Origin of the sequence: Methylobacterium sp. DB0501, from assembly GCF_011043735.1 — a bacterium.
Classification (GTDB): Bacteria; Pseudomonadota; Alphaproteobacteria; order Rhizobiales; family Beijerinckiaceae; genus Methylobacterium; species Methylobacterium alsaeris.
This window is the reverse complement of the sequence record NZ_JAAKGV010000015.1, coordinates 1-25,758: the sequence shown is the minus strand read 5'-3', so window position 1 is coordinate 25,758 and position 25,758 is coordinate 1. Positions and strand designations below refer to the sequence as shown.

Annotated in this window: 27 protein-coding genes; 16 read left to right on the top strand and 11 right to left on the bottom strand. The window is 71.7% G+C overall.

What is annotated here, in order from left to right; translation table 11 throughout:
* The first annotated feature begins 3 nt into the window (after nucleotides 1-3).
* Both G4G93_RS21180 and G4G93_RS21175 read left to right on the top strand, forming a co-directional pair.
* Nucleotides 4-534: a regulatory protein RecX gene (locus G4G93_RS21180; protein ID WP_206289933.1), complete on the top strand. Its 531-nt coding sequence runs from the start codon at nucleotides 4-6 to the stop codon at nucleotides 532-534.
* Between the two features lie 101 nt (nucleotides 535-635).
* The gene (locus G4G93_RS21175) at nucleotides 636-1,061 is read left to right on the top strand and encodes an OsmC family protein (RefSeq protein ID WP_093567496.1); all 426 of its coding nucleotides are present in this window, start codon (nucleotides 636-638) and stop codon (nucleotides 1,059-1,061) included.
* A 146-nt stretch (nucleotides 1,062-1,207) separates the two neighbouring features.
* Here the strand turns inward: G4G93_RS21175 and G4G93_RS21170 are convergent, their stop codons facing one another.
* Entirely contained in the window at nucleotides 1,208-2,209 is a 1,002-nt protein-coding gene (locus tag G4G93_RS21170) for a D-glycerate dehydrogenase (RefSeq protein WP_165086931.1), read from the bottom strand.
* A gap of 292 nt (nucleotides 2,210-2,501) precedes the next feature.
* Here G4G93_RS21170 and G4G93_RS21165 point away from each other — a divergent pair, with 292 nt between their 5' ends.
* The gene (locus tag G4G93_RS21165) at nucleotides 2,502-3,089 is read left to right on the top strand and encodes an SH3 domain-containing protein (RefSeq protein WP_165086930.1); all 588 of its coding nucleotides are present in this window, start codon (nucleotides 2,502-2,504) and stop codon (nucleotides 3,087-3,089) included.
* A gap of 213 nt (nucleotides 3,090-3,302) precedes the next feature.
* On the opposite strand, the gene irrA is transcribed toward G4G93_RS21165, so the two are convergent.
* Nucleotides 3,303-3,803 carry an iron response transcriptional regulator IrrA gene (gene irrA, locus G4G93_RS21160; protein ID WP_165086928.1) on the bottom strand — a complete coding sequence of 167 codons (501 nt, stop codon included), beginning with the start codon at nucleotides 3,801-3,803 and terminating at the stop codon, nucleotides 3,303-3,305.
* 235 nt (nucleotides 3,804-4,038) lie between these two features.
* Here irrA and fabA point away from each other — a divergent pair, with 235 nt between their 5' ends.
* From fabA to G4G93_RS21140, 4 genes are all read left to right on the top strand, one after another.
* Nucleotides 4,039-4,593 (top strand): 3-hydroxyacyl-[acyl-carrier-protein] dehydratase FabA, encoded by a 555-nt coding sequence (gene fabA, locus G4G93_RS21155; protein WP_165087177.1) that lies wholly within the window; start codon nucleotides 4,039-4,041, stop codon nucleotides 4,591-4,593.
* A 312-nt stretch (nucleotides 4,594-4,905) separates the two neighbouring features.
* Nucleotides 4,906-6,132 carry a beta-ketoacyl-ACP synthase I gene (gene fabB / locus G4G93_RS21150; RefSeq protein WP_165086926.1) on the top strand — a complete coding sequence of 409 codons (1,227 nt, stop codon included), beginning with the start codon at nucleotides 4,906-4,908 and terminating at the stop codon, nucleotides 6,130-6,132.
* A gap of 81 nt (nucleotides 6,133-6,213) precedes the next feature.
* Nucleotides 6,214-7,041, top strand: coding sequence for an enoyl-ACP reductase FabI (gene fabI / locus G4G93_RS21145; RefSeq protein WP_165086925.1), 828 nt, complete (start codon nucleotides 6,214-6,216; stop codon nucleotides 7,039-7,041).
* 274 nt (nucleotides 7,042-7,315) lie between these two features.
* Nucleotides 7,316-8,776, top strand: a complete 1,461-nt coding sequence (locus G4G93_RS21140) for a diguanylate cyclase (RefSeq protein ID WP_165086923.1) — start codon at nucleotides 7,316-7,318, stop codon at nucleotides 8,774-8,776.
* Between the two features lie 185 nt (nucleotides 8,777-8,961).
* Here the strand turns inward: G4G93_RS21140 and G4G93_RS21135 are convergent, their stop codons facing one another.
* Nucleotides 8,962-9,645 (bottom strand): L,D-transpeptidase, encoded by a 684-nt coding sequence (locus G4G93_RS21135; protein WP_165086921.1) that lies wholly within the window; start codon nucleotides 9,643-9,645, stop codon nucleotides 8,962-8,964.
* A 240-nt stretch (nucleotides 9,646-9,885) separates the two neighbouring features.
* On the opposite strand from G4G93_RS21135, the gene G4G93_RS21130 reads away from it, so the two are divergent.
* The gene (locus tag G4G93_RS21130) at nucleotides 9,886-10,389 is read left to right on the top strand and encodes a DUF427 domain-containing protein (RefSeq protein WP_165086920.1); all 504 of its coding nucleotides are present in this window, start codon (nucleotides 9,886-9,888) and stop codon (nucleotides 10,387-10,389) included.
* Nucleotides 10,390-10,404: 15 nt separating this feature from the next.
* Here the strand turns inward: G4G93_RS21130 and G4G93_RS21125 are convergent, their stop codons facing one another.
* The 5 genes from G4G93_RS21125 to G4G93_RS21105 all read right to left on the bottom strand — a co-directional run bounded on the left by G4G93_RS21125 (nucleotide 10,405) and on the right by G4G93_RS21105 (nucleotide 14,243).
* Entirely contained in the window at nucleotides 10,405-11,496 is a 1,092-nt protein-coding gene (locus G4G93_RS21125; protein ID WP_165086919.1) for an HD-GYP domain-containing protein, read from the bottom strand.
* Between the two features lie 174 nt (nucleotides 11,497-11,670).
* Entirely contained in the window at nucleotides 11,671-12,177 is a 507-nt protein-coding gene (locus tag G4G93_RS21120) for an RrF2 family transcriptional regulator (RefSeq protein ID WP_395412912.1), read from the bottom strand.
* A gap of 8 nt (nucleotides 12,178-12,185) precedes the next feature.
* A complete protein-coding gene (gene dut, locus G4G93_RS21115) occupies nucleotides 12,186-12,707 on the bottom strand; it encodes a dUTP diphosphatase (RefSeq protein WP_165086917.1) in 522 nt (173 codons plus the stop codon).
* Complete coding sequence (locus G4G93_RS21110; RefSeq protein ID WP_165086915.1) at nucleotides 12,704-13,573, bottom strand: aldolase/citrate lyase family protein; 870 nt, start codon at nucleotides 13,571-13,573, stop codon at nucleotides 12,704-12,706. Before G4G93_RS21110 ends, dut begins: the two co-directional genes overlap by 4 nt.
* Before the next feature lie 55 nt (nucleotides 13,574-13,628).
* Nucleotides 13,629-14,243: a GntR family transcriptional regulator gene (locus G4G93_RS21105; RefSeq protein WP_206289932.1), complete on the bottom strand. Its 615-nt coding sequence runs from the start codon at nucleotides 14,241-14,243 to the stop codon at nucleotides 13,629-13,631.
* 170 nt (nucleotides 14,244-14,413) lie between these two features.
* On the opposite strand from G4G93_RS21105, the gene G4G93_RS21100 reads away from it, so the two are divergent.
* The 4 genes from G4G93_RS21100 to G4G93_RS21085 are packed head-to-tail and all read left to right on the top strand — an operon-like array spanning nucleotide 14,414 to nucleotide 18,561.
* Nucleotides 14,414-15,730, top strand: a complete 1,317-nt coding sequence (locus G4G93_RS21100) for an MFS transporter (RefSeq protein WP_165086913.1) — start codon at nucleotides 14,414-14,416, stop codon at nucleotides 15,728-15,730.
* A gap of 17 nt (nucleotides 15,731-15,747) precedes the next feature.
* Nucleotides 15,748-16,428: a DUF2848 domain-containing protein gene (locus G4G93_RS21095; protein WP_165086911.1), complete on the top strand. Its 681-nt coding sequence runs from the start codon at nucleotides 15,748-15,750 to the stop codon at nucleotides 16,426-16,428.
* Between the two features lie 7 nt (nucleotides 16,429-16,435).
* Entirely contained in the window at nucleotides 16,436-17,275 is an 840-nt protein-coding gene (locus G4G93_RS21090) for a hypothetical protein (protein WP_165086909.1), read from the top strand.
* The gene (locus G4G93_RS21085; protein ID WP_165086907.1) at nucleotides 17,272-18,561 is read left to right on the top strand and encodes an amidase; all 1,290 of its coding nucleotides are present in this window, start codon (nucleotides 17,272-17,274) and stop codon (nucleotides 18,559-18,561) included. The genes G4G93_RS21090 and G4G93_RS21085 overlap by 4 nt, the downstream gene beginning before the upstream one ends.
* A 187-nt stretch (nucleotides 18,562-18,748) precedes the next feature.
* Here G4G93_RS21085 and G4G93_RS21080 read toward each other — a convergent pair whose 3' ends face one another.
* Nucleotides 18,749-18,934, bottom strand: coding sequence for a DUF3606 domain-containing protein (locus G4G93_RS21080; protein ID WP_165086906.1), 186 nt, complete (start codon nucleotides 18,932-18,934; stop codon nucleotides 18,749-18,751).
* 212 nt (nucleotides 18,935-19,146) lie between these two features.
* On the opposite strand from G4G93_RS21080, the gene G4G93_RS21075 reads away from it, so the two are divergent.
* From G4G93_RS21075 to G4G93_RS21060, 4 genes are all read left to right on the top strand, one after another.
* Nucleotides 19,147-20,271 carry an asparaginase gene (locus G4G93_RS21075; RefSeq protein ID WP_165086904.1) on the top strand — a complete coding sequence of 375 codons (1,125 nt, stop codon included), beginning with the start codon at nucleotides 19,147-19,149 and terminating at the stop codon, nucleotides 20,269-20,271.
* A 349-nt stretch (nucleotides 20,272-20,620) separates the two neighbouring features.
* Nucleotides 20,621-21,379 (top strand): SDR family NAD(P)-dependent oxidoreductase, encoded by a 759-nt coding sequence (locus G4G93_RS21070; protein ID WP_165086902.1) that lies wholly within the window; start codon nucleotides 20,621-20,623, stop codon nucleotides 21,377-21,379.
* 11 nt (nucleotides 21,380-21,390) lie between these two features.
* Entirely contained in the window at nucleotides 21,391-22,269 is an 879-nt protein-coding gene (locus G4G93_RS21065; RefSeq protein ID WP_206289931.1) for a 3-keto-5-aminohexanoate cleavage protein, read from the top strand.
* Nucleotides 22,270-22,555: 286 nt separating this feature from the next.
* Nucleotides 22,556-23,344: a lytic transglycosylase domain-containing protein gene (locus G4G93_RS21060; RefSeq protein ID WP_165086901.1), complete on the top strand. Its 789-nt coding sequence runs from the start codon at nucleotides 22,556-22,558 to the stop codon at nucleotides 23,342-23,344.
* A 378-nt stretch (nucleotides 23,345-23,722) separates the two neighbouring features.
* On the opposite strand, the gene G4G93_RS21055 is transcribed toward G4G93_RS21060, so the two are convergent.
* Together G4G93_RS21055 and G4G93_RS21050 are read right to left on the bottom strand one after the other, a co-directional pair.
* Nucleotides 23,723-24,877 (bottom strand): tlde1 domain-containing protein, encoded by a 1,155-nt coding sequence (locus G4G93_RS21055; protein ID WP_165086899.1) that lies wholly within the window; start codon nucleotides 24,875-24,877, stop codon nucleotides 23,723-23,725.
* 359 nt (nucleotides 24,878-25,236) lie between these two features.
* Nucleotides 25,237-25,758, bottom strand: a 522-nt coding sequence (locus G4G93_RS21050) for an SIS domain-containing protein (protein ID WP_165086898.1), incomplete at its 5' end; no start/stop codon positions are given.

Below are 25,758 nucleotides of genomic sequence, written 5' to 3'. Positions count from 1 at the left end.
GGTTTGAGGGCGGCGCGGCCGATCACCCCGGCCTACCTCGAACGCGCCGCGCTCTACTACCTGGAGCGCTACGGTGCCTCGGCCGAGATGCTGCGCCGGGTGCTCAGGCGCCGGGTCGAGACCCGCTGCCGCCTGCGCGGCGAGGCGCCGGAGGATTTTTCGGAGATGGTCGAGGCGGTGATCGCCCGGGCGCTCGGCGCCGGCCTGGTCGACGACGCCGCCTTCGCGGCGGCCAAGGTCCGCTCGCTGCGCCGCCGCGGCGGCTCGGCCCGGGCGATCGGCGCCAAGCTCGCCGCCAAGGGGGTCGACCGCGACACCGTCGGGGCGGCGCTCGCCGAGGAGGATGCGGGCGGCGAGGACGCCGCCGCCCAGGCTTACGCCAGGCGCCGTCGCCTCGGGCCGTTCCGCCAGCCGGGCGCCCGGGCGGCGGCCCGCGAGCGCGACCTCGCCGCGATGGCGCGGGCGGGGTTCTCGCTGACCCTCGCCCGCCGGGTCATCGATGCGGAGACCGAGGACGATCGTTTCGGTGCGTGACCTTGCCGCCGCGTGACCTACCTGTGGCGACGAGCGGGCGCCATGGCGGCGCCGAGCGCGCGGCCGGGCCGGTCCCGGCCGGTTTTCCACGGGAGACGAGCATGAACCGCAAGGCGAACGCCGTTTGGCAGGGCAGCGGCAAGGACGGCAAGGGCCAGCTGACCACTCAGTCGGGCGTGCTGTCGAGCAACCCCTACGGCTTCAACACCCGCTTCGAGAACGAGCCGGGCACCAACCCCGAGGAGCTGATCGCGGCCGCGCATGCCGGCTGCTTCACCATGGCGCTGGCCTTCCAGCTTCAGGGCGCCGGCTTCACCGCCGACGAGCTGCGCACCGAGGCGGTGGTGAGCCTGGAGAAGGACGGCGACGGCTTCACCATCACGGCGTCGGCCCTGACCCTGACGGCGAAGATCCCGGGTATCGACCAGGCGAAGTTCGACGAGCTCGCCGGCATCGCCGAGAAGAACTGCCCCGTCTCGAAGGTGCTGAACGCCAAGATCAGCCTGAAGGCGACGCTGCAGGGCTGAGGCGGAGGATGGGGTGTGCCCGGCCCGCCGCCGGGCGCAACCTCGATGGCCGTCCTACCCTCTGTGTCGTCCCGGGTTCCGTGCGCGGCCCCGGGAGACACAGAGGGGTGGCGCGGTCCGCTATGCGACCCGCCGCACCCCTGCCCTTACAGCATGCTGGGCAGGATCCGGTCCGGCGGCCGGTGGCCGTCGAGGAAGGTCTTGATGTTGATGATGACCTTCTCGCCCATGTCGACGCGGCTCTCGTGAGTGGCCGAGCCCATATGCGGCAGCAGCACGACCTTGCCGGCCCGGGCGAGCTTGACGAGGCGCGGGCTCACCGCCGGCTCCTGCTCGAACACGTCGAGCCCGGCGCCGGCGATGTCGCCGACCTCGATCAGCCGGGCGAGCGCGGTCTCGTCGATCACCTCGCCGCGGGCGGTGTTGACCACGACGGCCTCGGGCTTCAGCAGCTTCAGGCGCCGGGCCGAGAGCAGGTGGTAGGTGGCGGGCGTGTGCGGGCAGTTGACCGACACGATGTCGACCCGCGCCAGCATCTGGTCGAGGGATTCCCAGTAGGTCGCCTCGAGGTCGCTCTCGATCCGGGCGCCGACCCGGCGGCGGTTGTGGTAGTGGATCGACAGGCCGAAGGCCTTGGCACGGCGGGCGAGCGCCTGGCCGATGCGGCCCATGCCGACGATGCCGAGGCGCTTGCCGGTGATGCGGCGGCCGAGCATCCAGGTCGGCGACCAGCCGCCGCTCCAGGCGTCGTCCGGGATGATCCGGGCGCCCTCGGTGACCCGGCGCGCCACCGAGAGGATCAGCGCCATGGTCATGTCGGCGGTGTCCTCGGTCAGCACCCCCGGCGTGTTGGTGACCGTGATGCCGCGCTGGAGCGCCACCCCGACGTCGATATGGTCGACGCCGTTGCCGAAATTGGCGATCAGGCGCAGGTTCGGCCCGGCCTGGGCGAGGAGCGAGGCGTCGATCTCGTCCGTGACGGTCGGCACCAGCACGTCGGCCTCCTGCAGGGCCTGCGCCAGGGCGCCGCCGGAGAGCGGCGTGTCCTCGTGGTTGAGGCGCGCGTCGAACAACTCGCGCATCCGCGTCTCCACGACGTCCGGCAGGCGCCGGGTAACCACCACGAGCGGCTTGCGCTTCAACGACATGACCCCTCCCTCGCCCGCGGGCGGCACGGCTCCCGGCCGGCCCCCGCGCGACACGCGACACTTGCGCCACACGATAGGCGACGGGGCGGCCCGGCGAAAAGCCCCGCCTTGGTGCGGGCCACAGGCGCCGATACGCTCCGTTAACCATGGTCCGGCGATGAGGAGCCGGACCCTGATCGTCCGGGGCGTGCCTTTTTGTCCGGGCCTGCCCTTGCCGGCCTCTCTAGCAGAGGCCGACCGGAAGACAATCCGCGCCGCGGCCTCAAGGCCGCCGGAAGGAGACCGACCGCCGATGCTCCACCCGCGCCCTTTCGCGATCCTGCTGCTCGCCGCCTCGATGCCGGGGTTCCTGGCGCCGCCGGCCGCCGCCGCGTCGCCCCCGGCCGCCAACCCGGCGCAGGGCGAGATCGGTGTCACGATCGGTCCGGCGACGAAGCTGCCGCTGCCGCGCTACGTCAGCCTGAAGACCGACCGGGTGAACCTGCGCGAGGGGCCCTCCAAGGACCACCGCACCCTTTGGGTGTTCCAGCGCGCCGGCCTGCCGGTCGAGATCATCGCCGAGTACGAAACCTGGCGCCGCATCCGCGATTCCGAGGGCACGGAGGGCTGGGTGCTGCACTCGCTGCTCTCGGGCCGGCGCACCGCCGTGGTGCTGAACCGCGGCGGCGACAAGGGCGCCCCGGTGCCGCTCTACGACCGGGCCGACGCGACGAGCGGCGTGGTGGCCCAGCTCCAGGCCGGGGTGATCGCCAGCGTGAAGACCTGCGACAAGACCTGGTGCCGCCTCGTCGTGGCCCTGCCCCAGAAACGCGGCGACGTCGACGGCTACATGCGCCAGGACCGGCTCTGGGGCGTCTATCCGGACGAGAAGGTGGAGTGACGCGCAGGGCTCGTGCCGGATCCGGGGCACGACCGCTTCGACCGGGGCTCATGAGGAGTCTCGGGTCCCGCGCACCGGACTGAGGCGGAGGGTGTCAAATCGAGCCATGCGGACCGGACACGATCCTGGCCAAGCAGAAGGGCCGCGCTCCTTTTCAGGAGCGCGGCCCTTCTCAAAACCTCAGCGATGCGCTTGGGCTCAGGGCGCTTGGGCTCAGGCCCGGCCGGTGCGGCGGCGCAGGCGCACGATCACCTCGACGCCGGCAATCTCCATGCCCTCGGGGGCCTGGGGCAGCGAGTCGACGGTGATGCCGCAATCCGGCATGTCGAGCACCTGGCCCTCTTCCTCCAGGAAGAAGTGGTGGTGCTCGCTCGGGTTGGTGTCGAAATAGGCCTTGGACCCGTCCAGCGCGAGCTGGCGCAGCAGGCCGGCCTCGGTGAACTGGTGGAGGGTGTTGTAGACGGTGGCGAGCGACACCGGGACCTTGGCCCGCATCGCCTCGTCGTACAGCATTTCGGCGGTCAGGTGCCGGTCGCCCTTGCCGAACAGCAGCCAGCCGAGGGACAGGCGCTGGCGGGTCGGGCGGAGGCCGGCGCGGCGCAGCCGGTCGCGCAGATCCGAGAGCGGGCATCCGCGCCGCTGGCCGGCGGCGCCGGTCTCGAGGGCCGGGACGCGGGCGCCGAGGACGGCGCGCAGGGGCGACAGATCGTTCATCAGCGGAACTATCGACTCGTTAGACGGCGACAATGATACCCGCCGTTATAGGCGTCCCGCCCCCGCCCCGCAACCCGACCGCGGCCGTTCCGGCGTAGATCAGAGACGTTACAGACTAGGGCCGGCGCCCGGCTTTGAACAGTCCCGGACCCTGTGTTAACGAGGCGCCACCCGCCGCGTGCCCGGTCCCTGCCGGGGCTCCAGCGGCACCCCGCACGAGGAATTCGCCCCCGACATGTCCGCCGCCCAGACCTCCGCCCCCGACGCCCCGAGCCGGCCCTCGCACTTCTCCTACGAGGACCTCCTGGCCTGCGGCCGCGGCGAGATGTTCGGCGCCGGCAACGCGCAGCTGCCGCTGCCGCCGATGCTGATGTTCGACCGCATCACCTCGATCGGCCGCGACGGCGGCGCCTTCGGCAAGGGCCATGTCGTGGCCGAGCTCGACGTGCGGCCCGACCTCTGGTTCTTCCCCTGCCACTTCCACGGCGACCCGGTGATGCCGGGCTGCCTCGGGCTCGACGCCCTGTGGCAGATGGTCGGCTTCCATCTCGGCTGGCTCGGCTCGCCGGGCCGCGGCCGGGCGCTCGGCGTCGGCGAGGTCAAGTTCAGCGACCAGGTGCTGCCGAGCGTGAAGAAGGTGGTCTACGGCGTCGACCTGAAGCGGGTGCGCCAGGGCCGCCTAGTGCTCGGCATCGCCGACGGCTGGCTCGAGGCCGATGGCCGGCGCATCTACGAGGCGCAGGATCTGCGCGTCGGCCTGTTCCAGGCCGCGACCCCCGCCGCCGGCTAGAGCATTGTCCGACGACGTGGAAACCGGTTCGCCGTAGAACATGCGGCACAATCAGAGATCGTGAGCAGCACGCGATCGGGCGCTGCTCACGACGCGTCCAGACCGGCCCGTCGACCGGCGGGCCGCCACACCCGTCGCAGGGGCGGCCGGCTGACCCATCGACAGCGCGTCGCGCGGATCGCCCGGACCCTTTCCCCCGATGGGCGGTTGAGATTAGGACGCCGGACGCCTAGGTGACATCCGCGGGATGACGAACGCCCGCGGGCGTCGACGGGTTTGTCCGTGGCGCCGCTCCGGAGGGTTCCGACGATCATGAGGCGCGTGGCAATCACCGGGATGGGCATCGTCTCGTCCATCGGCAATTCCACCCAGGAGGTTCTCGCCTCCCTGCGCGAGGCGCGGTCCGGCATCTCCCGCGCCGAGGACTTCGCGGCCCACGGCTTCCGCAGCCAGGTCCAGGGCGCTCCGACCCTCGACGCCGAGGAGGTGGTCGACCGCCGGGCGATGCGCTTCCACGGCGGCGGCACCGCCTGGAACCACGTCGCGATGGAGCAGGCGATCCGCGATGCCGGGCTGGAGCAGGCCGAGGTCTCGCACGAGCGCACCGGCATCATCATGGGCTCCGGCGGTCCCTCGACCCGTGCCCTGGTGGAGGCCGCCGACATCGCCCGCGCCAAGGGACCGAAGCGCGTCGGGCCCTTCGCCGTGCCCAAGGCCATGTCCTCGACGGCGTCGGCGACCCTGGCGACCTGGTTCAAGATCCGGGGCGTGAACTACTCGATCTCCTCGGCCTGCGCGACCTCGAACCACTGCATCGGCAACGCCGCCGAGATCATCCAGGGCGGGCGCCAGGACATCATCTTCGCGGGCGGCTGCGAGGAGCTGGACTGGACCCTCTCGGTCCTGTTCGACGCCATGGGGGCGATGTCCTCCAAGTACAACGACACCCCGGCCCGGGCCTCGCGCGCCTATGACCGGTCGCGGGACGGCTTCGTCATCGCGGGCGGTGCCGGCGTGCTGGTGCTCGAGGAACTGGAGCATGCCCGCGCCCGCGGCGCGCGCATCTACGGCGAGGTCGCGGGCTACGGCGCCACCTCGGACGGCCACGACATGGTGGCTCCGTCCGGCGAGGGCGCGGTGCGCTGCATGCGCCAGGCGATCGAGGGCCTGAAGGGCGCGAAGATCGACTACATCAACCCCCACGCCACCTCGACCCCCGTCGGCGACGACAAGGAGATCGAGGCGATCCGCGAGGTGTTCGGCACCGGCGACAACTGCCCCCCGATCGCCGCCACCAAGTCGCTGACCGGCCACTCCCTGGGCGCCACCGGCGTGCAGGAGGCGATCTACTCGCTGCTGATGATGAACAACGGCTTCATCTGCGAGAGCGCCCATATCGACGAGCTGGATCCGGCCTTCGCCGACATGCCGATCCTGCGCGCCCGCAGGGACGAGGCGAAGCTCGGCCACGTGCTCAGCAACTCGTTCGGCTTCGGCGGCACCAACGCCACCCTGGTGCTCAAGCACATCGACGCCTGACGCCCCCGTTCCACGGAACGTGGACAGGAGCCGGCCCACCGCGTAAAGGCCCGATCCACCGGCAACAGCGGAGGATCGGGCGTGACGGGTTTGATGGCAGGCAAGCGCGGGCTCGTGATGGGCGTCGCGAACGACCACTCCATCGCCTGGGGCATCGCCCGGGCCCTGGCGGGCCAGGGTGCCGAACTGGCCTTCACCTATCAGGGCGAGGCCCTCGGCCGCCGGGTCGGGCCCCTGGCCCAGACCCTCGGTTCCTCCCTGGTCCTCCCCTGCGACGTCGAGGATCCGGCCACCGTCGACGCGGCCTTCGCCGCGCTCGACGAAGCCTGGCCCGAGGGGCTGGACTTCGTCGTCCACGCCATCGGCTTCTCCGACAAGTCGCAGCTGAAGGGCCGCTACGTCGACGTCACCACCCGGGAGAACTTTTCCCGCACGATGGTGATCTCCTGCTTCTCCTTCACGGAAGTTGCGCAGCGGGCGGCCAAGCGCATGCGCCCCGGCGGTGCGCTCCTGACGCTGACCTATGGCGGCGCGACCCGCGTCATGCCGAACTACAACGTCATGGGCCTCGCCAAGGCGGCGCTCGAGGCCTCCGTACGCTACCTCGCGGCCGATCTCGGGCCGCAAGGCATCCGGGTCAACGCCCTCTCGGCCGGCCCGGTCCGCACCCTGGCCGGCGCCGGCATCGCCGACGCCCGGCTGATGTTCAACCACCAGGCCGCCCACGCCCCCTTGCGCCGCACCGCGACGCTCGACGATATCGGCGGCTCGGCCCTCTACCTGCTCTCGCCGCTTTCCGGCAGCGTCACCGGCGAGGTCCACTTCGTCGACTCGGGCTACAACATCATCTCGATGCCGCGGCCGGATGTGCTGAAGGCGCAGGACGCGGCGGGCGTGACCGACGCGTGATACGCTTTCCGGACGATTCCGTCCGGAAAGCGTATCACCAACCCGCGCGGCGCATGAGCGAAGCCGTTTCCGCATCGCGCAAGTGCATGCGTAGCAATCGCCTGCGCGATCAACCGGACAGCGTATGAGGCGCGCCGGGCGGGCGCCGGGGAGGATGGGGCCCCGGTGCCACCGGTGGTCATCACTCCGCACTACCGCGCTTGTCCCGCTACCCGCCGCGCAGCCGGCTTCCCCTGCGGTGGGCGGTGCTCATGCGCTCCGTCGGACGCCGCTCATGGCGTCAGCGACGGAGGGAAGGATATCGCAGTCGAATCTGCGACGAGAAACCTTTGTTCAGCTTTCCGTGGCAGGAGCGAGACTTGCTGTCGCCTATGATCGTCGTGAGCGACTGGAGCCGCCCCTGGGGCAACGGGATGCGATGGTCGGCAGTTCACGCGAGCCGCCTTACGGCAGCGCCGACGTGCTTTCCTCGGTCGAGGACCAGATTCGGCAGCTCGGCGTGTTCCGGCGTCTGCGGGCACCATGGGAAGGGCGTTACCTGGCCGCCGCGGCCGAGAAGCGTTCGAAGCTGATCCGGATCTACGCAATCCTGGCGGCGATCGTCTACGTGATCTGCATCGGCATCGATCTCGCTAACCTGTCGAACCCGGTCGCGGCGGTCTGCGTCCGCCTGCTGGGTGCCGTGTTCTGCGCGACGTTGGCGGTCTCCATGCGCTGGACCTTGATCCAGAACCATGGCGGATTGGTCGTCATCGCCGTCGCGGCAGCCGTGATGCTGACAGGCGGATATCTCGGGCGGTTCGGATCCGTCGAGATCAACCTCCTGTACAACATCGGCAGCCTCATGGGCGTCTTGCTGGCCGTCATCGGCATCCCGCTCAGCCTGCGAACGACCACGGCGACGACAATGTTCTGCCTGATCGCCTACGCGGCCTTCACCCTGGAGAATTGCGGTACCGAGTTCGTCGCCCGGCTGAGTGCGATCGGGTATTTCTCGTCGATGGTCGTGGCCGGCCTGGTGCTGAAACTCACGATCGAGACCAATGAACGCCACCGTTTCCTGCTTCAGGTACGGGACGATGTGCAGCGGCGCCAGTTGATCGAAGCCGGAAACGCGCTGTCGATCGCCAACGCGCAGCTCGCCCGGGTCGCCCTCACCGACGGCCTGACCGGTATCGCCAACCGCCGCCGCTTCGACGACGGGCTGTCCGAGGCGTGGTGCGATGCGCTGGAGAACGGAGGCGGTCTCGGCCTCGTGCTGATCGATGTCGATCACTTCAAGCGCTACAACGATCATTACGGCCACCCCGCGGGCGACGCCTGCCTGCGCGCCGTGGCCGAGGCCCTGTCCGCCGAGGTGCGCACGGCGCAGGACCTCGTGGCCCGGTATGGGGGCGAAGAGTTCGTCGTCCTGCTGCGCGGGGGCGACGTCGGCACCATCGCCCGGCGGCTGGTCGCCTGCATCGAGCGGTTCGGCCTGCCGCACGCCCATCGCGCGGACGACATGCGCATCGTGACGATCAGCGCAGGCTGCGCCCTCGCGCGCCCGCGGGACGGGATGTCGGCGGCCGATCTCCTGGCAGCGGCCGATGCGGCCCTCTATGCCGCCAAGCAGGCCGGCCGGAACCGTGCCGTGGTCCAGGGTGGCGTGGGGAGTGGAGGGCGTGCGCGGGGCCGCGCCAATGGCGTCGCCACGTCCGCCTCATCCTGCGCCGCCAGCGGCGTCGGCTCCTAGATTCTCAGTCACGGCGAGTCTCAGGATTGGCGTGGTGGGTTCGATAACCCTTGCCGTCGATCAGATCATCTCTCGAGGACCCGCTAGAGCATCGCCCGATCGCCTAGCAATCGGGCGATGCTCTACGTGTCTGATCTTGCCGCATTTTCTGAGACGAGCCGGTTTCCACTTCGTCGGAAAATGCTCTAGGCCGGCAGCACCACCACCTTCGTCTTCACCGGCGTCTGGTTGTACAGGTGGATCATGTCCTGGCTCAGCAGGCCGACGCAGCCGCTGGTGATCCCGGAGCCGATCGATTCCGGGTCGCTGCTGGCGTAGATCGTGTAGAGCGTATAGGCGCCGTTCTGGTAGAGGTGCAGGGTGCGGGCGCCGAGCGGGTTGTCGAGGCCGCCGGGCATGCCGCCGGCATACTTTGCGGCTTCGGGCTGGCGCTTGATCATCTCCCGGGGCGGGGTCCAGGTCGCCCACTCGCTCTTGCGGCCGACATAAGCGTCGCCGCTCCAGCGGAACCCGTCGCGGCCGACATTGGCGCCGTAGCGCGTCGCGCGACCGCCCTCCTCGATCCGGTAGACGTAGTAATTCTTAGGGTCGACCACGATGGTGCCGGGCGCCTCCTTGGAGGTGTATTGCACCGTGCGGCGATAGTATTTCGGATCGACCTTGCTGACGTCGACCGCCGGGATCGGGAATTTCTCGGTCGGGACCGGCCCGTAGAGCGCCGAGGCCTCGGCCAGGCTCATGCCGTCGGTGGTCTTGCAGCCGGCGACCCCGAGGGCGCCGAGGCTCGCGGCGGAACCGAGCAGGAACGAGCGGCGGTGGAGACGCCCGAATGCAGCGGCCGACGCGGCGGTATTGGTCTCGCAGGTCATGTTCCGGACGTCCCGTGTCCTGTCGTTCGACGTGAGAGGTCCCGGCATCCAGTCGTCGAACCTCTGGCCGGGCCGAACCTGCCGCCATACGGCGCAGCTTGCAAGCGCAAGCGTGTGCCGCGACGACGCTGCGCCTCGATCCCGCCTCGCCGCGTCCCCACATCGCGGCGGCGTGGCGACGGTTCAAGGGGCCCCGATTCAAGCGCTACGATCCAGGGGCAATGAGGCAGGAGAGCGACGATGCCGTACGGCCCTCCCGATCCCGATCCGGTCGGCCCCGGGCAGGAGAGCGTGTGGGACTATCCGCGACCGCCGCGGCTGGAGCCGGTGCCCGAACGCCTGCGCGTCGTCTTCGACGGCGTCACGATCGCCGACACCCGGCGGGGCTGGCGGATGCTGGAGACCTCCCACCCGCCGACCTACTACCTGCACCCGGACGACATCCTGCCCGGCGCCCTGGTCCCGGCCGGCGGCGGGTCCCTGTGCGAGTGGAAGGGCCGGGCCGTCTACTTCGACGTGGTCGGCCCCACGCGGCGGGCCGAGCGGGTGGCCTGGGCCTATCCGCGGCCAAGCGCGGCTTTCGCGGCGCTCGCCGGCCACGTCGCGTTCTATGCCGGGCCGATGGACGGGTGCTTCGTCGGAGACGAGCGCGTCATCCCGCAGCCCGGCGGCTTCTACGGCGGCTGGATCACCGGCCGGATCGTCGGGCCGTTCAAGGGCGAGCCCGGCACGATGGGCTGGTGACGGACCGCCCTCCCCTCACGCCGCCCGGTCGGCCGGGCGCTCCTCGATGAGGGCGACCACGTCGTCCCAGCGCGACAGGAAGGCGGCGACGCAATCCGGGTCGAAATGCGCACCGGACTGTTCCTCGAGGAAGCGCCGTGCCCGCTCCAGCGGCCAGCCGGGCTTGTAGACCCGGGCCGAGATCAGGGCGTCGAACACGTCGGCGACGGCGGTGATGCGGCCGGGCAGCGGGATCTCGGTGCCCTTCAGGCCCTGCGGGTAGCCGGCGCCGTCCCAGCGCTCGTGATGCGTGAGCGCGATCTCGGCGGCGAGCCGCAGCAGGCGCGACGGGCTGTCGTGCAGCATGCGGTAGCCGCGCAGGGCGTGCTGCATCATCTCGCAGCGCTCCGGCTCGGTCAGCGGGCCGGGCTTGTGCAGGATGCTGTCGGCGACGCCGATCTTGCCGATGTCGTGCATGGTGGAGGCGAGCGCGATGTCGTTGCCCTCCTCCTCCGACAGGCCGAGCCCGTCGGCGATGGCGAGCACGCAGCCGGCCACCCGGGTCAGGTGGTCGCCGGCCTGGTCGTCGCGGAACTCGGCGGCGAGCATCAGCCGGCGGATGATCTCGCGCTCGCGCTCCTGGCTCTCCGCCGCCGCCCGCTCGACCTCCCGGGCCAGCGTCCGGGCCTGGGTCTCGACCGCGCCCTTCGCCCGGGCCAGCGCGATCAGGTTGCGGCCGCGCAGGGCCAGGTCCGAGGCGTCGAGGCCCTCGGCCGTGAGGTCCGTGGTTCCCGGGGGCGCCAGCACCACGTCGGTGGCGCCGGCCTCCAGCGCCCGGCGGCGCGTCTCGGCGGGCTCCCCGGCGGCGACGAGCAGGATCGAGGTATGGGCGAGGTGGGGCCTGAGGCGCAGGCCGCGAATCAGCGCGAGGGCATCGAGACAGGAGTCCGGAGTGGGGCCGGCCTCGATCAGCACGAGGTCGGCCGCCCGCTCGGCCAGGGCGGCGAGGGCCGCATCGCCCTGCTCCACGACGAGGATCGGCACGCTTGCCGCGAACAGCCGCGTCAGCCCGCCGGGGTCGGGCCGGGCCGTGACGACCACGACGGCGGGATCGGCTGCATTGGTCATGGTCCCCGTAAGTCCTCTCCGCACCCGCTGGTGCCTCAAACTAACCCGATTTGATAAAGCATCCATTAAGCTTCCGCACCGCCTCGATCGCTCGAGGCCGGCGCCTCGGCCTGATGCGGAAACCTGAAAGTGCAACGTTTCCTTCCCTATACCAGTCTCCCGGGGGAAGAGTGCTTAGATGGTAAAATCCGGCCCGGCCCGCGGGCCGGCAACCTGGGCGGCTTCGGCGCGGCCGCAGAGATCCTCGACCGTCACCGCGTCGAGTGCCGCAAGGTAAGCCGTGGCGGCCTCCGCCACCAGGGGCGCGACGACGATCCCGGCGACATCGTTGCCGGAAAACGCGGCCTCCGCCGCCGGATCAATACTGAGATCCTGACCCAGCACCGCCCGGGCGATGTCGCCGGCGCTGATGCGGCGGCGCTCGCGGGCGAGCTCGTAGCCGCCATGCGGCCCGCGCAGGCCCTTGAGCAGGCCGTGATGCACCAGCGCCTGCAGCACCGCCTCGAGGTGCCGGGGCGGCAGGGCGTGGCGGCTCGCCAGGGTCTTGGCGCTCACCGGCTGGGGCCGGGCGTGGAGCGCGATGTCGACCATGGCAGCCAGCGCCAGCGCGAGGCGGGGCGGCGCCAGCACCGAGCCCGCGAGCCGGTGCGGGCCGGCCGGATGGGGCACGACCGCGTCCACGGGCGGGCTCAGCCGCGGCCGGTGGAGCCGAAGCCCCCGGTGCCGCGGGCCCGGATCCCCGCCTCCGCCCCACTCTCCGGAAACGCCTCGACCACCCTCAAGGAGGGCCGCACCACCCGGGTGAAGACGAGTTGGGCGATCCGCTCGCCCGGGCCCACCGTGAGGGGGAGGCTCCCCGGCGGGTTGCGGTTCCAGGCCGAGATCATCAGCGGGCCCTCGTAATCGGCGTCGATCACCCCGACGGTGTTGCCGAGCACCAGCCCCTCGCGATGCCCGAGCCCGGAGCGCGGATAGATCATCGCGCACCAGCCGGGATCGCGGATCGCCAGGGCGAAGCCGGCCGGAATCAGGAGCGGCGGACCCTGGGGCGCCAGGGTCGCGGGTTCGTCGAGGCAGGCATGGAGGTCGAGCCCGGCGGCGAGCGCCGAGCCCCAGCGCGGAAAGCTCCATCCCGGCAGGCGGGGATCGAGGATCCGCACCGCCACGTCGAGGCCCGTCGCGTCGTTTCTCGCCCTGTCGGGGTCGCTCATGCGGAACGGCCCGGGCGGCCGCCCACCGCCTCGGCGAGGGCCATCAGCCGGCGCGCCTCGTCGGCCTCGCGCCGCAGCACCGTGCGGCCGAGATGGGCGATGCCGGCCTGACCGCGCGCCTCGGGCGCGTCGAAGGCCGCGACCAGCGCCCTGGCCGCCGCCAGCGCGTCGGCATCGGGCGCGAAGGCCGATTCGGCCCGGCGGGCCCCTGCGGGCGAGGTCACCACCGCCCCGTCGAAGCCGAGGCCGCGGGCGCGGCCGATATCGAGCCGGTCGGCGGGGTCGAGCAGCACGTCGAGGTCGTGGGCGCGGGCGGCGGCGAGCGCCGTGGCGAGCCAGGCGAGCAGCGGCCCGGCCTCGGGCGCGCCCGGCGGCAGCCGCCCCTCGCGGGCGAGCGCCCCGGCATCGACGACGAGGCAGGCGAGCCGCGCATCGACGTCGCGCACCGCGCTCGCCACCGCTTCCGCCGACAGGATGCCGAGCGGCGTGTCGAGGCAGGCCCAGAGCCGGACCCGCTCCGGGGCGTGGAGCCGGCGCAGGCGGCTGCCGATGCCGGCAAGATCCTCCGGCTCCTCGACCCGCGGCACCAGCACCGCGTCGGGGCCGGCTTCCGCCACCGCGGCGAGGTCGGCCTCGCCCCAGGGGGTGTCGAGGCCGTTGACCCGCACCACCAGCTCGGCGGCGGCGAATCCGCCCTGCTTCAGGCCGGCGGCGATCAGGGTCCGGCCCGCCTCCTTGTCGGCGGGGGAGAGCGAATCGGCGAGGTCGAGGATCAGGGCGTCGGCCGGCTCGGACCGTGCCGCCGCGAGGGCGGTCGCGGTGGCCGGCACCAGGAGGGCGCTGCGGCGGGGGCGGATGTCGGTCATCGGTCGCGTGACTCCCCGGATGGCGGCGCATCTATGCCCCGGGATCGGCCGCGCGTCACCCCAGTCGCGCGGCGAGCGTGCGGGCGAAGGAATCGATATGGGCGGTCATCGCCGCCGCCGCGGCCTCCGGATCGTGCCGGCGCAGGGCGTCGAGGATGACGGCGTGCTCCTCGGCCACCTCGGCGAGGTGGTGGCCGGTGGCGAGCGACAGGGCCCAGAACCGCACCGAGCGCCCGTGCAGTCCGGCCAGTACCTCGGCGAGGACCCGGTTGCCCGAGGCCTCGGCGATCAGGGCGTGGAAGCGCCGGTCCGAGTCGAGGATCGCGTCGAGGTCGTCGGGCTTCGATGCCAGCACGGCGTCGAGCCGCGCCAGGGCATCGGGCCCGATCCGGCCGGCGGCGAGTGCCGCGCAGGGCGGCTCGGTGAGGCGGCGCACCTCGATCAGGTGGGCGAACTCGTCCATCGAGAGCGGCTGCACCAGCACGCCCTTGCGGGGCAGGATCCGCACCAGACCCTCGTGCATCAGCCGGTGCAGGGCCTGGTTCACCGGCGTGCGTCCGAGTCCCAGCTCGGCGCAGAGGCCGGCCTCGTTCAGCGCGTCGCCGGGCTTCAGCCGCAACGCGACGATGTCGTCCTTCAGCCGCCGGTAGGCGCGTTCGTTCTGCGACAAGGTTGGGCACGAACCTGCACGCGCTCTGGCCACCGACACCGCTCCGCTCGATCACCGCCCCCTTACCACGGGGCACGCCCCGCTTGAGGCTGCTTGTGAAATATCACAGGCATGGTACTTGCAGAACCATACGCCGGGCGGCCGGGTTCGCGGACCGCGGGAGAAGAGCGATGACGAGGGTGGACGACGTGAGCGCCAGCGACTTGGACGAGGGCTATCGCCGGGCGACGCTCCGGCTGATTCCGTTCCTGGTCTTCCTGTTCATCCTGGCCTGGATCGACCGGGTGAACGTCGGCTTCGCCAAGCTGCAGATGCTGTCGGACCTGAAATTCAGCGAGGCCGTCTACGGCTTCGGTGCCGGCATCTTCTTCATCGGCTACTTCCTGTTCGAGGTGCCGAGCAACCTGCTGCTCGAGCGCATCGGCGCCCGCAAGACGCTGGCGCGGATCACCATCCTGTGGGGGCTCGCCTCGATGAGCCTCGCCTTCGTGCAGTCGGAGATCGCATTCTACGCCGTCCGCTTCCTGCTCGGAGTGTTCGAGGCCGGGTTCTTCCCGGGCGTGGTGCTGTACCTGACCTACTGGTTCCCGAGCGCGAAGCGCTCGCGCATCAACGGCCTGTTCATGACCTCGTTCGCCATCGCGGGCGTGGTCGGCGGCCCGCTCGCCGGGCTCATCATGGGCACGATGGGCGGCGTCTCGGGGCTCGCCAACTGGCAGTGGCTGTTCATCCTCGAGGGCATCCCGTCGCTGGTCGCCGGCGCCGCGGTGCTGGCCTTCCTGCCCGACCGGCCGAAGGACGCGGCGTGGCTCTCGCCGAAGGTCGCCGCCGCGATGACGGCGATCGTCGAGGCCGAGGGCCGGGCCGCCGGCAAGGAGGCGAGCTTCAAGGCCGCGCTCCGCGACGGCCGGGTCTGGCTTTGCGCGCTGATCTATTTCTGCATCGTCAGCGGCAACGCCACGATCGCGTTCTGGACCCCGTCGATCATCAAGGAGATCGGCGTGCAGGGGGCGATCGCCATCGGCTTCCTCGCCGCGGTCCCGTTCATCGCCGGAACGATCGCAATGGTGTGGACCGGCGCGCATTCCGACCGCACCGGCGAGCGCCGGCTGCATTGCGCGATCGCCAGCCTGATCGCGGCGGCCGGGCTCGCCGCCACCGGCGCCCTCATCGGCCACGCGGTCCTGGCCTTCCTCGCCCTCACGGTGGCGGCGGTCGGCATCCTGGCGGCCTTCCCGGTCTTCTGGTCGCTGCCGCAGACGTTTCTCGCCGGCACCGCGGCGGCCGGCGCCATCGCGGCGATCAACTCGATCGGCAACCTCGCGGGCTTCGTCGCCCCCTACGTCGTCGGTCTCTCGAACACGCTGACCGGCACGTCGAGCAACGGGCTGTACGTCGTCGCCGGGCTGGAATTGCTGGCCGGCATCCTGGTGATCGGCTTCGCCCGCTGGCGCGAGGGCGCGGCGGATCTGGCCCCCGCGGAATGATCTGGAGACACGACACGATGCTGACCTTCCATCGCGACGCCGCCGGGCGGCGGGACACCATCTCGATCTCGCCCGAGACCCTGGTCATCGCCGGCTGGGCCGGGCGGGACGAGGCGGCGATCCGCCACCACATCGACGAATTGGCGGCGATCGGCGTGCCGCCGCCCTCCTCGGTCCCGGTCTATTACCGCGCCGCCGCGGCGATTCTCACGCAAGCCTCCCGCCTCGACGTGCTCGGGCCCGATTCCTCCGGCGAAGCCGAGCCGGTGATCGTGTCGCTGGCCGACGGGCTCTGGCTCGGGCTCGGCTCCGACCACACCGACCGCAAGGCCGAGACCGTCGGCATCGCGCTCTCCAAGCAGCTCTGCGGCAAGCCGGTCGGCACCGGATTGTGGCGCCTCGACGAGGTCGAGCCGCACTGGGACGAGCTGGTGCTGCGCGCCTACGCCACCATCGCGGGCGAGCGGGTGCTCTACCAGGAGGGCGGCTTGACGGCGCTCCGCACCCCGGGCGATCTGCTGGCGCGCCGTCCCGGCGGACCGGATCTCCCCCCCGGCACGGTGATGTTCGGCGGGACCCTCGGGGCGATCGGCGGCATCCGCCCGGCCGACCGGTTCGAGATGGAGCTGGAGGATCCGGTGCTCAAGCGCACCCTCACCCACGCCTACGACGTCGCCGTGCTGCCCGTGGTCGCCTGAGACCGCGATGGGAGCCGTGACCGCGCTCGCCGGGATCGGGGGAGCCGCCTTCTGGGCGGCGCTCCTCGCCAAGATGCTGGCGAGCGCCGCGATCGTGGTCCTCGCGTCGCTGGCGGTGGAGCGGGCCGGACCCCTCGTCGGCGCGATGATCGCGACCCTGCCGCTCTCGGCGGGACCCGCCTACACCTTCCTCGCCCTCGACCACGAGGCGGGCTTCCTGCGCGAGAGCGCCGTGGCGAGCCTGCCGGCCATCGCCGCCACCGCCCTGTTCATCGCGTCGTATGCCGCCCTCGCCCGCCGCCTCGGCGTCGCGCTCTCGCTCGTCCTCTCCCTCGCCGTCTGGATCGTCGCGGTCCTCGGCCTGACCCGGTTCGGCGGCGGCCTCGCCGGTGCCGCCCTCGTGGCGGTCGGGGTGATCGTCGGATGCATCAGGCTCTGCCGCCGCTGGCGCAAGGGCGGCCTCGTGCCGGCGCGGCGCAAGCGCGCGGGCGACACCCTGGTCCGGGCCGGCATCGTCATGGCCCTCGTCGTCGCGGTGGTGCTGGCCGGGCGCCTCGCCGGTCCGGGCGCCGCCGGGATCCTGGCCTTCGCGCCCGTCGTGATGGTGAGCCTGGCGGTGATCCTGCATCCCCGCATCGGCGGGGCGGCGACCGCGACGGTGCTGGTGTTGAGCCTGCCGGGGCTCCTCGGCTTCGTGGCGGCCTTGTTCGCCCTCGCCGTCACGGTCGAACGGATCGGGCCCGCCCTGGCCCTGCCGCTCGCCCTCCTGATCACCCTCGCGTGGAACGGCGGGATCCTGCTGGCGAACCGCCTTCGTCCCGCACCCACCCCGGAGACCGACCGATGAGCACCGTTCGCGACGACCTGGAACGCCGCCTCGCCCTGATCGAGGAGCCGGCAAGCCGGCACGTCTTCACCAAGCTCTACCCCGATGCCGCCCGCGCCGCCGCCGACGCGGCCGACGCGAGGCGCAAGGCCGGCCTGTCGCTCGGCGCGCTCGACGGCACCATCGTGTCGATCAAGGACCTGTTCGACGTCCAGGGCGAGGCGACCACCGCCGGCTCGTCGATCCGGCGCCGGGCCGAGGCGGCGCTCCAGGACGCGCCGGTCGTCGCCCGCCTGCGCCGGGCCGGTGCGGTGATCCTGGGCAAGACCAACATGTCCGAGTTCGCCTTCTCGGGCCTCGGGCTCAACCCGCATTGGGGCACGCCCGGCAATGCCGCCGACCCGAGCCTGGTACCGGGCGGCTCGTCCTCCGGCGCCGGCGTCTCGGCGGCGCTCGGGACCAGCGACATCGCGATCGGCACCGATACCGGCGGCTCGGTCCGCATCCCGGCGGGGCTCAACGGCGTGGTCGGGTTCAAGCCGACCGCCCGCCGCGTGCCGCTCGCCGGCGCCTTCCCGCTCTCGCCCTCGCTCGATTCGATCGGTCCGCTGGCCCGCTCGGTCGAGGCCTGCGCGGCGGCGGACGCCGTCATGGCCGGCGAGGAGTACCGTCCCCTCAAGGCGGCGTCGTTGCGCGACCTGCGGATCGGCGTGCCGCGCGGGCTCCTGTTCACCGAGACCGACCCGCTGGTGGCGCAGGCCTTCGAGGGCGCCCTCTCGACCCTGAGCGCCGCCGGCGCCCGGATCGGCGACACGCCCTTCGACGACCTCCTCGCCCGCATGGCCGAGGCGACGGCCGCCGGCCCGATCGCCGCGGTCGAGGCGGCGGAGATCCATGCCGAATGGCTCGACGCCGAGGAAGCCGCCTTCGACCCGCGGGTCCATGCCCGGATCAGCCGCGGCCGCACCGTGACGGCGGCGAGCTACATCCGGATGATGCGCAGCCGCGCCGCGCTGATCGAGGCCGGCGACGAGCGCCTCACCCCCCTCGACGTGCTGGCCCTGCCGGCGACGGCGATCCCGGCGCCCAGCATCGCCTCGGTGGCGGAGGACGACGCGGCCTTCGGCCGGCTCAACCTCCTGATGCTGCGCAACACGATGGTCGGGAACCTGTTCGACCTCACCGGCATCTCGCTGCCGATTCCCGGACAGGCGAAGCCCGTCGGCCTGATGCTGCTCGCCCGGCATGGGCAGGACCGGCGGTTGCTGGAGATCGCCGCCGGGGTGGAGGCGGTGTTGCGGGGCTGAAGAGGCCGTTTACGGCGTGTGACGCGGCGGTTCCGACACCCGCAATGTCGTCCCGAGGATCGATGAAGTCGTGACCCCGGGACGACGCCGAGGGCGCCCCGGATCGTGACGCGACCGACATGGAGTGGGCATGAAAAACGCCGCGGACCGTCTCCGGCCCGCGGCGCTCACGGCAAGTCGTCTGCGGTTACGCCGCCTGGCGGCCGAGGTGAGCCGCCACCGTGGTGACGCGCGAACCGACCATCTTTACGGCATCCCGCAGCTCGTCGCCGCTCACCCCGAACTGTCCGGCCCAGTAGGCGCGGTCGTCGGGACAATGGATATCGATATGCTGCGTGAAGCGCGGCTTGAGAATGTCCTGAGGCTCGGACATGATGATTTCCTAAAAGCAGGGCTGACCAGTATCCGCTGGCGCGGGACGCTCGGCGTCGCGTATTTTAAGAACGCCCGATTCTGCGAAAAGTTGCCGGCTCCGCCATTCGGTCCTCGTCGGCGCCGCTGCGGCATCGGGCGCCCGGCTGGCGGGAAACGGCCGAGGCTGCTACCCGCTCTGGCGCCCGATTCCCTCCTCACGAGGACCCGACCATGCGCTCCCGTCGTCCTGCCTGCCTGCCCGTCCTTGCGCCCGCCCTGGCGGCCCTGGTGCTCGCCGGCCTGCCGCTCGCCGGCGCCGTCGCCCGCGAGATGCCGGCCACCGCGACCACCGCGCCGGCCGCCGCCCGCAAGGCCAACGTGGTGATCCTCGCCACCGGCGGCACCATCGCCGGGGCCGGCGCCGACGCCAGCAACAGCGCCACCTATCAGGCCGCCAAGGTGCCGGTGGACAAGCTGATCGCCGCCGTGCCGTCGCTCGGCGAGCTGGCGAACGTCCGCGGCGAGCAGGTGTTCCAGATCGCCTCCGAGAGCTTCACCAACGCCCAGCTGGTACAGCTCGCCAAGCGCGTCTCGGCTCTCCTGAAGCAGGACGACGTCGACGGCGTGGTCGTCACCCACGGCACCGACACCCTGGAGGAGACCGCGCTCTTCCTCGGTCTCGTCGTGAAGAGCGACAAGCCGATCGTGGTCGTCGGCTCGATGCGGCCCTCCACGGCGATCTCGGCCGACGGCGCGCTCAACCTCGCCGATGCGGTCGCCACCGCGGCGAGCCCGGCCTCGAAGGGCAAGGGCGTGCTGGTGACGATGAACGACGAGATCCAGTCCGGCCGCGACGTGACGAAGCGCGTCAACATCAAGCCGAGCGCCTTCACCAGTCAGTGGGGCCCGCTCGGCATGGTGGTCGAGGGCAAGACCTACTGGTTCCGCGCCCCCGTGAAGCGCCACGGCACCACCTCCGAGTTCGACATCGACACGATCGACACGCTGCCGGAGGTCGCCATCGTCTACGGCTCGGGCAACATGAACCCGGCCGCCTACACCGCCGCCGTGCAGGGCGGCGCCAAGGCGATCGTCCATGCCGGCACCGGCAACGGCTCGGTGGCGGGCTACGCCGTCGATACCCTCAAGGACCTGCGCGCCAAGGGCACGATCGTCATCCGCTCCTCGCGCGTCGGCGACGGCTTCGTGCTGCGCAACGCCGAGCAGCCCGACGACCAGTACGACTGGGTCGTCGCCCACGACCTGAACCCGCAGAAGGCCAAGATCCTGGCGGCGGTCGCCCTGACCAGGACCAACGATACCAAGGAGCTGCAGCGGATCTTCTGGGAGTATTGAGAGGCGGTTCGGTTCACCGCCCTCGTCCTCCCACCCGCTCGCCTCGTCCTGAGGTGCCGACCGAGGATCGGCCGGCACCTCAGGACTTCCTGCGATCTCCGGATCCCTCCTTCGAGGCTGCTTTCGGCTGCACCTCGAGTTGAGGTTGCGAACGGGACGGATATTTCGCGTTCGGGGACACGCCCGCTCGCAGGCAGCGACCGTCTCCTGCCGACCCGCGATCATGCCATGCCCCCCGCCCCCGTCGAGCCGCGCGGGCAGCGCACCCCCATGCATGCGCCAAGCTGGACAAGCTCGCGCCGTCCCGCCACTCTCCCGCGAAACAACATTTCGCAGGGTGGAAACGTCGATGATCAGTGCGAAGTTGGACGGGCGCCGGGTGCTCGTCACCGGCGGCGCCTCGGGGATCGGGCTCGCCGCCGTCACGCTGTTCGCCCGGTGCGGCGCCGAGGTGATGCTGAACCACCTCGCCGAGGATGCCCGCGGGGCGGACGCCGCCGCGCGGCTCTCCGCCGAGGGGCTGAAGGTCCGGGCGCTCGCCGGCACCGTGTCGGTGCCGGGCGAGGCCGAGGCCATGGTGGCGCGCGGGATCGACGCCCTCGGCGGCCTCGACATCCTCATCAACAATGCCGGCACCCCGGCCTCGACCGTGCCGATCGAGTTCACCGACCTCGACGCGATGACCGAGGAGTTCTGGCAGACGATCCTTTCGACGAACCTGATCGGCCCCTATCGCTGCGCGCATGCGGCCGCCCCGGCGCTCCGCCAGGCCAAGGGTGCCATCGTCAACACCGCCTCGGTGGCCGGGCTCGGGCGGCGCGGCTCCAGCATCGCCTACTCGGCGAGCAAGGCGGGTCTGGTGAACCTCACCCGCAGCCTCGCCCGGGCGCTCGCCCCGGAGGTGCGGGTCAACGCCGTGGCCCCGGGCCTCGTCGAGACGCCGTGGACCGCGACCTGGCCGGCCGAGCGCAAGGCCGAATCGGTCGCGCGCACCCTGCTCGCCCGCATGGCGCGCCCCGAAGACATCGCCGAGGCGATGCTGTTCCTCGCCGCCGGCGCGGCCTACGTCACCGGCGAGACCCTGGTGGTCGACGGCGGCATGCTCTGAGGGAGGGATCCATGTCTCGCAAGACCGTCATTACCTGCGCCCTCACCGGCTCGTTCGATACCCCGTCCAAGAACCCGGCGGTGCCGGTGAGCCCGCAGGCCATCGCGCAATCGGCACTCGAAGCGGCCGCGGCGGGGGCCGCCGTGGTCCATATCCACGTCCGCGATCCGCAGACGGCGAAACCCAGCATGGACCTCGCGCTCTACCGCGAGGTGGTGGAGCGGATCCGCGAGGCGAACGCCGACGTCATCCTCAACCTCACCACCGGCGCCGGCGGGCGCTACGTCGCCGGCGATCCCGATCCGGCCGTGGCGGGCCCCGGCACCACGCTGGCCTCGCCGGAGGCGCGCACCCGGCACGTCGCGGCGTTGAAGCCGGAGATCTGCACCCTCGACGTGGCGACGATGAATTTCGGCGAGCACGCCTTCATGAACACGCCCGCCCACCTGCGGGCGATGGGGGCGCTGATCCGCGAGGCCGGGGCGAAGCCCGAGCTGGAGGTGTTCGACCTCGGCCAGATCGAGCTGGCCCGCCATCTCCTGGCGGAGGGCCATCTCGACTCGCCGCCCCTGTTCCAGATCTGCCTCGGCATCCCGTGGGGGGCGCCGGCGACGCCCGAGACCCTGCTGCAGATGCGCGACCGCCTGCCCAAGGACGCGGTGTGGTCGGCCTTCGGCATCTCCCGGGCCGAGTTCCCGATGGTGGCGCTCGCCGCTACCGCCGGCGGCCACGTCCGGGTCGGGCTCGAGGACAACCTGTACCTGTCGCGCGGGGAACTCGCGCCGAGCAACGCGGCCCTGGTCGAGAAGGCGGTGAGCCTGCTCGCCCATCTCGATTGCGCGCCAGCGAGCCCGGCGGAGGCGCGGGCGATCTTCGGACTCGCCGCCTGAGGCCTCAGGCCGGGCGATCGCCTCGACACGAGGCGTGGCCGGAAGGCCACGCCGCCTGGTTTTCGGTCCCAACCCTCCCTCCCCGGCCCTACATCCAGCCTCGACGATGCCGGCCACGTCTTCACCCGGAAGGCGAGGACCGGGCGAGTTGCAATCCCGCCGTAAAGATTCCGCAGACGGCCGGGAGTGTAGCCTCGTCCGTCGGGCAGGCATGGATTGCCAGGAACGGAGCCGCGGCGGCCCGAGGTCCCGAGGCCTGCGGCGCGGCTCCGAGGGAGTGTATGGGATGACCAGAAGCGGTTACGGGCGGGCCCTGATCGCCGCGGGCCTCGCGGTGCTGGCCGGAGGGGCGGAGGCCGCGCAATGCGGCAACTCGGCTGCCGGGTTCGAGGCCTGGAAGCGGGAATTCGCCGACGAGGCCCGTGGGCGCGCCAGCCCGGCCGCCCTCTCGGCCCTGGCGGGGACCTCGTATTCCAGCCCCACCATCGCGGCGGACCGGGGCCAGAGGAGCTTCAAGCTCTCCCTCGACCAGTTCATGGCCAAGCGCGGCGCCGCGACGATCGTCGCCCGCGGCCGGGCACTGAAGCGCTCGCAGGCGGCCCTGTTCGAATCGATCGAGCAGCGCTACGGCGTGCCGCCGGGCCCGCTCCTGGCGATCTGGGGCATGGAGACCGGCTTCGGCGCGGTGAAGGGCAACGTCAACACCCTCTCGGCGGTGGCGACCCTGGCCTATGATTGCCGCCGCTCGGCCTACTTCACCGACCAGCTCTACGCCGCCCTGACCCTCGTCGACCGTGGCATCCTGAGCCCGAACACCCGTGGCGCCGCCCATGGCGAGGTCGGCCACACCCAGTTCCTGCCGAAGAACGTGCTGAACTACGGCACCGGCGGCAGCCTCGACAACGTGTCGGTGGCGCTGAACTCGACCGCAAACTTCCTCAAGGCCCATGGCTGGCGCGCCGGCGCCGGCTACCAGCCCGGCGAGCCGAATTTCGGGGCGATTCAGGGCTGGAACGCCGCCTCGGTCTACCAGCGCGCCATCGCGATCATCGGCGCGAAGATCGACGGGGAGTGAGTGGGGATCTCCGGGGGCGCGGCTCCCGGAGGTAACCGGACCCGCGCCCTCCACGTGATCCCGAGGCTCGGCGAAGCCGAGGATCCGGGATCCATGACCGCCGAGGATCGAGGAAGGGGCGACTCGCGCATTTTTCGACGAAGCGGAGACCGGTTCGTCGCAGAACATGCGGCAGAACCGAAGACCTGGAGCCCTGCCCGATCGCGTTGCAATCGGGCAGGGCTCCAGCGCTCCGCTTCATCCTGCATCGTCGGAGTATATGGATCCCGGTTTCCGCTGCGCGGCTCCGGGAGGACGAGGCAAGGGTGCCGATGCGGATGCCGGATCGACCGCTCCAGTCGATCTGACAGTGCGTCCAGACTGGAGCCTGGCGAAAGATCACCCTCTCGTCGAGCGGTCCGACGGACCGCCCCGCCCGATCCGCGGCAGGTCGCCGAACCCGGCGCCCGGCACCACGACGAGGCGGCGCACCTCGCCGCGCAGGAAGGCCTGCAGGAAGCGGTCGTAGTTGCGGAACGAGACGCAGCCGTTCGAGGCGCCGCTCGGGCCCAGCATGTAGGTGTGAGCCAGCAGCCCGACCCGGTTGTGGATGGCGCCGCTGCCGCCGACCGGGTTGAGCCGGATCGCCCGCACGCCGTGGAACAAGGCCTCGCGCTCGGTGAGGTCGTAGGTGCCAGGCGGCGTGGCGCCACGCATCTTCAGGTGGACGTTGCGCGGGTCGTCCATGTGCGGCCCGAGGCCCGAATGCGCCTCCAGCGACTCGCCGCTCGGCAGCGTCACCGTGCGGGCGCTGATGTCGTAGATCGCGATGCCGGGGCTGGCGCTCAGCCGCGGGCGCGGGGCGGGGTCGAGACCGCCCGGCGCGGCATAGGCCAGGGTCTGCGACGGGGCGCTCCCGCCCCCTCCCCCGAAGATCCGGTCGAACAGCGACGGCTCTTCCGGAAGCGCGGCCTTGAACACGCTCTGGGTCGAAGCCAGCGCCTGGACCGGGCGCCGCGGCGCCCGAGTCGCCAGTACGGTCGGCGTCGGGCGCAGCTCCGGCGGGCGCGGCACCGGCAGGGGAATGGCAGCGAGCGGCACGGGAGCCGGGACCGCCGCGGCGAGCGGGCCGGGCCCCGGCGGCACCAGGGCGGCCGGTGCGGCCTCGGCGAGGCGCAAGGCCTCCGGGGCCGGGGTTTGTGCCGGGATTCGGGCCGGGTCCGCGTCGCTGCCGGCGAGTGGTGCGACGGCGGCGACCGGCCGCTCGTCGGCGGGCAGCGTCTCCCGGACGAAGCCCGCCGTATCGGTCCCGAGCGTCGCCTGCGGCGCGAGCATCCAGCCGAGCTCGGCCGGGGTCACGGCGGCCAGGCGCTGGGGCGAGACGGGCTTTTCGGTCTCCGCCAGGCGCAGCGGGGCATCCGCCCGCGGCAACAGACCGGCGGCGGCGCCGATGCCGCCCAGCACGGCGGCGATGCCGAGGAGCCGCCGGTTGCGGCGGCGGCGACGGATGGAGGCCGGGGCGAGGCGACCGGACGAATACGCGACGAGGTCCATGCGGCCTGTACTCGATGGCTAGTCCCGCACGGATCCGCCCGGCCGCCGACGCGTGAGCGCGACGGGCCGGTGAGTTCGGCCGTTTAGGAAAGGATCAACCTTAAGCCTTCGTATTGAACGGCCCCTTGGTTAATCCCGGCTAAATGACATCGAGCGAATCGGAAGAATTCGTGGCGCCGTCATGGCGGGCGGTCATGGCGGCGGTCATGGCGGGCCGCAAAGGCCGCCCTCGAACGCGAGAGCGCGCCGCCCCGGATCCGGGACGGCGCGCTCTCCTCGCGCGAAGGGCTGGTGCGGACGAGCGTCCTACGCGTTCCGGGCGATCGCTCCGCAATCGCCTTCACGATGCGGAAAGCGTATCACTCCACCGTGACGGACTTCGCCAGGTTGCGCGGCTGATCGACGTCTTTCCCGAGCACCACGGCGGTGTGGTAGGCCAGCAGCTGCACCGGCACCGCGTAGACGATCGGCGCGACCACCGGGTCGAGATCCGGCATCATCAGGGTCGCGAGCGTGTCGAGGCCGGCGGCGTCGGCGCCGCGGGCGTCACCGATCAGCACGATCCTGCCGCCGCGTGCGGCCACCTCCTGCATGTTCGAGACGGTCTTCTCGAAGGTCGCATCGTGCGGGGCGATCACGATCACCGGAACCGCGTCGTCGATCAACGCGATCGGCCCGTGCTTCAGCTCGCCCGCCGCGTAGCCCTCGGCGTGGATGTACGAGATCTCCTTCAGCTTCAGCGCGCCTTCCAGCGCCATCGGGTAGGCCGTGCCCCGGCCCAGATAGAGAACGTCCCGCGCCTTGGCGATCTCGCGGGCCAGCACCTCGATCTCGTCCTCGCGCTTGAGCGCCTCGGCCATCAGCCCCGGCACCTTGATCAG